A 7,854-nucleotide genomic window follows, 5' to 3' on the forward strand; every position below is an offset into this window, starting at 1 on the left:
CTTACGTTCCGCGAAACGCTGGCGGGTCGCGCCCCTTCGTGGTCGCCTATCGTTAGTGGTCCACCGCGTCGCCCACCACTCGGCGGCAGGAACATCAATTCCGTTCGTCAGTACTATGTGAAGTGTGTGATAATATGAAGAAGGATCTTGACTTTTCCCTAGTCGACCGGGCTCTGCCGGACCCGGCCGGCGTACCCGGTGACGGCCTGATGCTGCGGTCGGCGATGTCCTCGAAGCCGCCGGCCACCCCACGGCAGCGTCCTGACCACGGCACCGAGGCGAGCTTGAACCGACCTCCGATGGCGCGACCCTACGCTGCGGCGGGTGTCCTGTTCTTCGATGAAGAAGACCGCATACTGCTCGTTGAACCGTTGTACAAGCCAGGCTGGGACATTCCGGGAGGCTTTATCGAACCGGGGGAATCGCCCTACTCGGCGTGCGTACGGGAGGTCGCCGAGGAGCTCGGTATCGCCCCACCGATCGGTGGTCTGCTCGCGATCGACTGGGCGCCATGTCTTAACGACGGGTGGCTCGACAGCGAGATGCTGGCCTTCGTCTTCGACGGCGGTGTGCTGCCTGCCTCATGGCGGGAGCGCATCCGGGTGGACATGGACGAGATCATCAACTGCGCGTTCGTCCCCGTGGACGAGGTGGGCGGGTTGCTGTCGTCCCCGCACGCGCGACGGGTCCGTGCCGCCGCGGCCCTGCGGGGGGTGCCGCAGCGTAGCGGATATCTGGAGTTCGGTAATCAGATTCCCGAGCCCGTCGGTGGTTCGGTGAGCGTCGCGTCGCTCGGTGAACCGGATGCTCGGGGCGCGGGCGCGGCTCAGGCGCTCGCGGGGCCACCCGCATGTGGCGCGGTGATGATGTCCAGCTTGGCGAACGAGGTGATGGAGGCATGACCGCCGGCGTCTCGGTGAGGATCCGGCGCACCGCCGGCTTGGCGTGACGGTTGCGCACCCACGCCCCCAACCGGGCCCGGGCATAGGGGAACAACGTGCCCAGTACCGTCGCGGTCGCGCTCGTGGTTCCTTCGATGGCGACGAACGTGTCCTCGGCCGGCTCACCGTCCTGGCCGATCCCGGCAGGCCAAGCGCCGCGGGGCGCCCGCCGGCCAGGCGGACGCCCCGCGGGCTGTCACTGTTCGGGTGGTCCCGCATTGTTCGGGTGGTCCCGTGAAGATCAGCGCATGGGCTCGCCGGTGCGTGAGCTCCGCTCCTCGCGGGCTGCCTGCCCGGGAAGCGGGCGGACCGGCCCCCGGCCGCGGAACGGCCCGCGACGGCGTCCTCGGGCAGCGGGGTGTGCCGGATCTCCTCCAGATCCTCGGCGGACTCGACGGAGATCCGCGGCAGGACCCGGTCGAGCCAGGCCGGCACCCACCAGTTCGCCGTGCCGAAGATGTGCATCAGCGAGGCCACCAGCACGGTCCGGATGATGAAGGCGTCGATGAGGATCGCCGTCGAGAGCCCGAGGCCCATCAGCTTGATCACCCGTTCGTCACCGAGGATGAACGAGGCGAAGACCAGGATCATGATCGCGCCAGCCGCGGAGATGACCCGGCCGGTCTCGGCCTGGCCGAGCGAGACGGCGATCCGGTTGTCCCGGCGCGCGGTCCACTCCTCGTGCATCCGGCTGACCAGGAACACCTCGTAGTCCATGGACAGGCCGAACAGGATCGCGAAGAGGATCACCGGGATGAACGCCTCGACCGGGCCGCCGCTGATGCTGAACAGCGATGCGCCCCAGCCCCACTGGAACACCGCGACGACCACGCCGAAGGCCGGCCCGACCGCGAGCAGGTTCATCAGCGAGGCGGTCAACGGGACCAGCAGGCTGCGGAACACCGCTACCAGCAGCAGGAAGGCGAGGAGAACCACGACCCCGATGAACAGCGGCAGCTTGCCCGACAGCGTGCTGGAGAAGTCCTCGAAGGTGGCCGTGATGCCGCCGACGTAGATGCCGGTGCCGGCATGGTTCGCCTGCGGGATCACGTGGTCGCGCAGCTGGTTGAGCAGCTTCGAGGTCGCCTCGGCCTGCGGGCTCGTCGTCGGGTACAGGGTGGCGATCGCCGCCTGCCCGTTTGGGCTCGGCCGCGGGGCCGAGACGGAGGCGACGCCTGGTGTCGCGCGGGCCGCCGCCACCACGGCGCGGAGGCTTGCCGTGTCCTGCGGCGAATGGATCTCGGCGACGATGCTGAACGGACCGTTGAACCCCGGTCCGAAGCCCTCGGCCAGCAGGTCGTAGCCGCGCTTGGTGGTCTTGGCGGTGTCGCCGTTGCCGAGATCGGACGAGCCGAGCCGCAGCGAGAGGAACGGGATCGCGATGACGGCGATGACCACCGCGCTGACCACCGCGAACAACTGGGGCCGCCCCTCCAGCCGCTTCGCCCAGTGCCACCAGACGCCCGAGGTGCTTTCGTGCACCGGGCCCTCCTCGGCCAGCCTGCGCCGGTCGCGCCGGTTGAGTACCTTCATGCCGTAGAAGCCGAGCAGGGCCGGCAGCAGGGTGACGGCCGCGGTCATCGTCATCGCCACGGCTACCGCAGCCGAGATCGCCACGCCGTAGAGGAAGCTCACGCCGAGCGCGAACATGCCGAGCAGCGCGATGCAGACGGTCATGCCGGCGAAGAGCACGGCGCGCCCGGAGGTGTTGACCGCGGTGACCGTGGCCTCCTCCGGGCTCTTGCCTGCGCGTAGGCCGATGCGGTGCCGGTTGACGATGAACAGGGCGTAGTCGATGCCGACGCCCAGTCCGATCAAGGTCGCGAGGACCGGGCTGAACTCGGCGATCGTGAGGACGTGGGAGAGCAGGATGATCAGGATGCTGCCGACCCCGAGGGCCATGATGGCGGTGATCAGGGGCAGAGTGACGGCCAGCAACGAGCCGAAGGCGACGAAGAGGATGATCGCCGCGGCGATGATGCCGATCAACTCGCTGTAGCTTTGCTGCTGCTGCTCGATGATCGAGACGACCTGACCGGTCGCCTCCACCTGCAGGTCGTCGCCGCCGTAGCCTCGAGCGGTGCCGACGAACCGCTGGATGTCGTCCTTGGGTAGCTCGATGCCCTGCAGGTCGAAGTCGACGGTCGCGAAGGCCGTGTGCCCGTCCTTGCTGATCTGGGCGGCGCCCCGCGGCCCGTATGGGCTCGTGACCCCGGTGACGTGCGGGACCTTGGCGAGCTCGCCGAGCATCTCGCTGGCCCGATCGGAGATGGCACGGTTGGTGATACGAGTCTTGTCACTGTGCAGCACGATGGTGGCGCTGTCTCCCGACGCCGCCGGGAAGTCGCGTTGCAGGAGGTCGATGGCCTTCTGCGAATCGGTGCCGGGCAGGGAGAAGGCGTCCTTGTAACTACTTCCGGCCACCTGGCTGATGCCGCCGAGCCCGAGCAGCGCGACGATCCACAGGAACAGGACGAGCCGACGGTGCCGGAAGCACCAGCGGGCGAGCGAGGCCACGGTTTCCCCTCGGGCGTTGGTGATCGGTGGTGTCGCTACCTGCGACGTCATGCTGACGATTTGCTGCTGATTGCTACCGAGAAACTTACCGGTCGTTCAGTAGGTAGAGTTGAGGGTAACATCCGTCGCGGACTCGATCGGGGGGGTGTATGGCCGCCATGACCGATCCGGCATCGCCCGATCCACGGGGCGATACCAGATCGCGGATCCTCGCCGCCGCCATGAGCCTCTTCAGCGAACAGGGGTATGCCGGCACCTCGGTGCGGGACATCTCCGAGCGGCTGGGAGTGACGAAGGCGGCGCTCTATTACCACTTTCCGTCGAAGGAGTCGATCCTCGACGCTCTGCTGGAGCCCTTCGTGTCCGAGCTGGGTCGACTTGTCGATCTTGTTCGGCAGTCCCCGCCGCCCCCCCGGATCATCATCGAGCGATTCGTCGAGGCGCTGGCGGGCCCCGGTGGCGTGCTGCTCGTCTTCGCCGACGACCCTTCGGTGATTCACCGTAAGATCGGCAAGAGCGACATACTGTCGCTGCAGCAGGCCCTCGTGCACGGGCTCGCGGGGCCGGCTCCCACCCATCTTGGGTTGCTGCGCGCGTACTGCGCGGTCGGATCCCTGCGGGGGGGGATCATCGGGATGGCGATCGAACGTGCCCAGGCCGCCGCCCGGCAGTCCACCAGCGCCGACGAGGAGCGCCGCGGCGGCGCGGGCGAGGCGGTCATCTGCTCTGAGCGCATCCGGGTCCTTGTCTCGCAGGTATCGAGGACATTCACCCCGCTGGTCTCCGCCGCGGAGCAGGGGGAGATCGTGGCTGCTGCCCTCGCCGCTCTCGGTGACGATCCCGCTGACTCCGTCTCCGCCGCTGACTCCGGCGGCTGCGGCGCGGTGGGTGATGAGGGGCATGAAAGTGACAGGTCTCCCTCCGGTGCTGACCCGACCGGGTCACGGGATGCTCCGGTCGCCGACGCGGGTCCGGTCGAGACATCCTGCCCGGCGCACGAAGAACGTCCTGCGTGCCGGGAGGCCGCGGCGCCTCACCGGCCTCCCGTGCCGGACCTGGCCTCCGTCCGGTTCCACTGACGACTGTATGCGCCGGACCGTGAGCGATCCGGTGCATCACCCCTTCGTATCCAGCCACCTTCGCGGTTCATGTGCCTCATCTCACTCTTCAGACGTTCGTAGATGGTGGTCCGTCTATTTGGTCGTGGCAAATGCCGCTTTCGCTCTTGTTTGTCTGGGGCGGTAGGGTGGTCGTGTGTGGAGGATGGATCAGCGTTTGGATGATGAGCCTTCCGCCTGTCCGGCGCACGCCGCGGACGGGTCGACACATCTGCCGCCGGAGGTAGGTCTCGGCGGCTTTGCCTCCGTCGCGGCCGGTGATCCTGTGGTGACCGGATCGGACTGACGGGAGGGTGTTGGCGTCGGAGCAGGCCGACCATGACCCTGACGCCGTGTACCGGCATCGAGTCGGCAAGGTGTCGTCGGCGCGTCCTTCCTCCGGAGGCAATGCGGTTGTAAATAGTCCGCAATACCCAGTCGTCGATGTGGAGCCAGTTCGAAGTCCCCGGAAGAAAGTCTCTGAGAGCAGATTCCGAATCGATCGGACCGCTGTCATATCGGGCGACGCCGGGCGGTTGGGATGAGGGAGTGTGATAGGGAGTCCGGAGTCGCGCTAGGCCCCCGCCGTCCGATGTCGCCCATCTGACCATGGACGATCCGGCGACGGGACGGTGGAATGGTGGCAGTCGTGAGCCCGGTGGCGCGGAGTTACCAACGCGCCGCGGATCCGGAGCCCGGCGTTGATGAGATGAGCAGTGGCTGTTCGGATCGGTGCCGCCCGCCAGGGTGGCCGACGCAACGATCCGGCCGGCGAGTTCGTGCCAGCGGACCACACCGAATCACCTTCGGTCGGACCACCTCGCAACGCGGGGCGACGAGTAGGGAAAGTTGTAGGTGACGTGCAACCAGTGCCCGCGGGGGAGAACGGCGTGAGGGGAATGACCGGAAGCGGTGTGTCGTGAGCACCCGGTCTCGCCCCGCTTTCGGTAACGGAGTGTCTACATCTCTCACCGGGCTGGCCCTACGGGCCGGCTCGGTCGTCTCGACCTGGCCGCCCCGGACCGCCGTCATCACGGGAGCATCCAGCGGTATCGGCCGGGAGGCCGCGCTGCTGCTGGCCGCGGACCGATGCCGGTCGCTGCTGGTCGGTCGCAACGGGGCCGCGCTTGACGAGGTGGCCGCGGCGACCGAGGGGCACCGGATCGCGGTCGACCTGTCTAGTCCCGGCTCGGAACTGATGGTCTCCTCCCGGGCGACCGAGCTTCTCGGCGAGGTCGACCTGTTGGTGTGCTCGGCCGGTCTCGGGGCGGCGGGCCCGTTCGAGGTGATGTCCCCGGCCGCGATCGCGGAGCTGGTCACGGTCAACGTGCTGTCGCCGATGATGCTGGTCCGGGCCATGTTGCCGGCCATGCTCGACCGCGGCCAGGGGCGCATCCTGCTGGTGGGCAGCATCGCCGGCGCGCTGGGAGTGCGCGGTGAGGTCGCCTATTCCGCTACCAAGGCCGCTCTGCTCGGTTTCGCCGACGCGTTGCGGTCCGAGGTCGCCGGTCGCGGTGTGACGGTGACCCTGTGTCTACCTGGTGTCGTCGACACACCATTTTTCCACCGCCGTGGCGCGCCCTACGTCCGTCGCTGGCCCCGGCCCATACCGGCCGGGCTTGTCGCGCAGCGCATGCTGGCGGCCACCGGACGCGGCGACGCCGAGATCTGGGTGCCACGCTGGTTACTCGGCGCGGTGCGGGTCCACGGTGCGATCCCGTCGGTCTACCGCAGGCTGGCGGGTGTCTTCGGATGATCCGCGGCGTGGTCTACCCGGCCGCTTCCGGCTCTCCGACCGGCCCTGGGGGTGAGCGACACCGACGATGAGAGTGCTGCGGCCGACGGGCGGCCACCGGCCGCAGGCCGCCCAGGTGGTGCCGCCGGAGCATCATTCCGCCCACGGACCTGTGAGGACCAACCGAAGGGGGCCGGCCAGGCGGAGCTCATCCCGATACCGGCCCAGGGCCGGCCCATCTCCCGCACCGGCCCGCGCTGATCGTGCCCATGACCACCCGGTGCGATCCGCATCCTGATCGCCTCGGCGAGACCCGGGCAGCCACCCCACCGCGGAGCCTTCCGAAGAGCCTTCCGAACCCGGGCTCTGCGGGTACGTCCGCGCCGGTCATGGCACCCGGGGATGCGGGATCCGACCCGACCGCGTCCGTAGTGCAGACCGCCATCGAAGGAGAGGCGTATGACAGCCATCGACGCCCGAACCAGCCCATCACGCACGCCTGCCCAGCCGGCCGCGACGGGCCTGGCAACTCCCGCCGAGCAGCTGCTGCGCGCCGCCCCGGCGGAGAACTTCCCGGTCTCGCCGTTCGTTCTGCCTGCGGCGGTTCGTTTCCACTTCAACGCGTTGTACGCCTTCAGCCGGCTCGTCGACAACCTCGGCGACGAGGCGACCGGCGACCGGCTCGCCCTGCTCGACCGGTTGTCGGCGGACCTCGAGGTGATCTGGACAGGCGGGCAGCCGGAGCTGCCGGTCCTGCGCCTGCTCGCGCGGACCGTGCGGGACTGTGACCTGCCCGCCGAACCGTTCCAGCGTCTCGTCGAGGCCAACCGGCAGGACCAGCGGGTCACCCGTTACGAGACCTTCGACGACCTGGTCCGCTACTGCACGCTCTCGGCCGATCCGATCGGACGGATGGTGCTGGGCGTCTTCGGGCTGGCGACCCCCGACCGGGTCGTGCTGTCGGACCGGGTGTGCACCGCCTTGCAGCTCGCCGAGCACTGGCAGGACGTGGCCGAGGACCTCGCCGCCGGCCGGATCTACCTGCCGCTGGAGGATCTGGACACCTTCGGGGTGACCGAGGCCGATCTGCGGGCTTCCGTCGCGAGTCCGGCCGTGCGCCATCTGATGGCCTTCGAGGTTGCTCGGGCCCGTACGGTGATCGACCAGGGTGCTCCCCTGGTGTCGATGGTGCCCGGGCGGCTGCGGCTGGCCCTGGCCGGTTTCGTGGGCGGGGGCCGGGCGGCGTTGGACGCGATCCGGCGCGCCGGCTACGACGTGCTCGGTGGGCCACCGAAGGCGACGAAGCCACGGGTCGCCGAGTTCGCGCTGGCGGCGCTGGCCCGGTCGCTGGCTCCCGGAGCGTCGGCGGTGGCGCACACGGCGGCCGCCGTCGCCACCGCGACCAGCGCGGCCGGGGCCTGGCCGGGTTCCGGTTCCGGTTCCGGTTCCACAGCCCACGGCGGCACCGCCGCGACGAGTACCCAGGCCGGCGTCCCCGCCGCACAGTCCGTTCTTCCGGAGATGGGTGAGGTTCGATGAGTACCGCGGCGCAGTTCCCCGCGGG

At 69.1% G+C, this 7,854-nt stretch carries 4 protein-coding genes and 1 pseudogene; 4 read left to right on the forward strand and 1 reads right to left on the reverse strand.

Annotated features, from left to right (window positions below; all coding sequences use genetic code 11):
• Nucleotides 1–299: 299 nt before the first annotated feature.
• Nucleotides 300–902 (forward strand): NUDIX domain-containing protein, encoded by a 603-nt coding sequence (locus AC08ON_RS09955; RefSeq protein WP_476616828.1) that lies wholly within the window; start codon nucleotides 300–302, stop codon nucleotides 900–902.
• Between the two features lie 531 nt (nucleotides 903–1,433).
• Here the strand turns inward: AC08ON_RS09955 and AC08ON_RS09960 are convergent.
• Nucleotides 1,434–3,509, reverse strand: a pseudogene (locus tag AC08ON_RS09960) (MMPL family transporter); the annotation flags it as partial.
• A 170-nt stretch (nucleotides 3,510–3,679) separates the two neighbouring features.
• On the opposite strand from AC08ON_RS09960, the gene AC08ON_RS09965 reads away from it, so the two are divergent.
• From AC08ON_RS09965 to hpnC, 3 genes are all read left to right on the forward strand, one after another.
• The gene (locus AC08ON_RS09965) at nucleotides 3,680–4,537 is read left to right on the forward strand and encodes a TetR/AcrR family transcriptional regulator (protein ID WP_476616829.1); all 858 of its coding nucleotides are present in this window, start codon (nucleotides 3,680–3,682) and stop codon (nucleotides 4,535–4,537) included.
• 994 nt (nucleotides 4,538–5,531) lie between these two features.
• Nucleotides 5,532–6,311, forward strand: a complete 780-nt coding sequence (locus AC08ON_RS09970) for an SDR family NAD(P)-dependent oxidoreductase (RefSeq protein WP_085014068.1) — start codon at nucleotides 5,532–5,534, stop codon at nucleotides 6,309–6,311.
• A 438-nt stretch (nucleotides 6,312–6,749) separates the two neighbouring features.
• Nucleotides 6,750–7,829, forward strand: coding sequence for a squalene synthase HpnC (hpnC, locus tag AC08ON_RS09975; protein ID WP_476606661.1), 1,080 nt, complete (start codon nucleotides 6,750–6,752; stop codon nucleotides 7,827–7,829).
• The last annotated feature ends 25 nt before the right edge of the window (nucleotides 7,830–7,854 follow it).

It is taken from the genome of Frankia sp. CoWAU3, assembly GCF_977971855.1.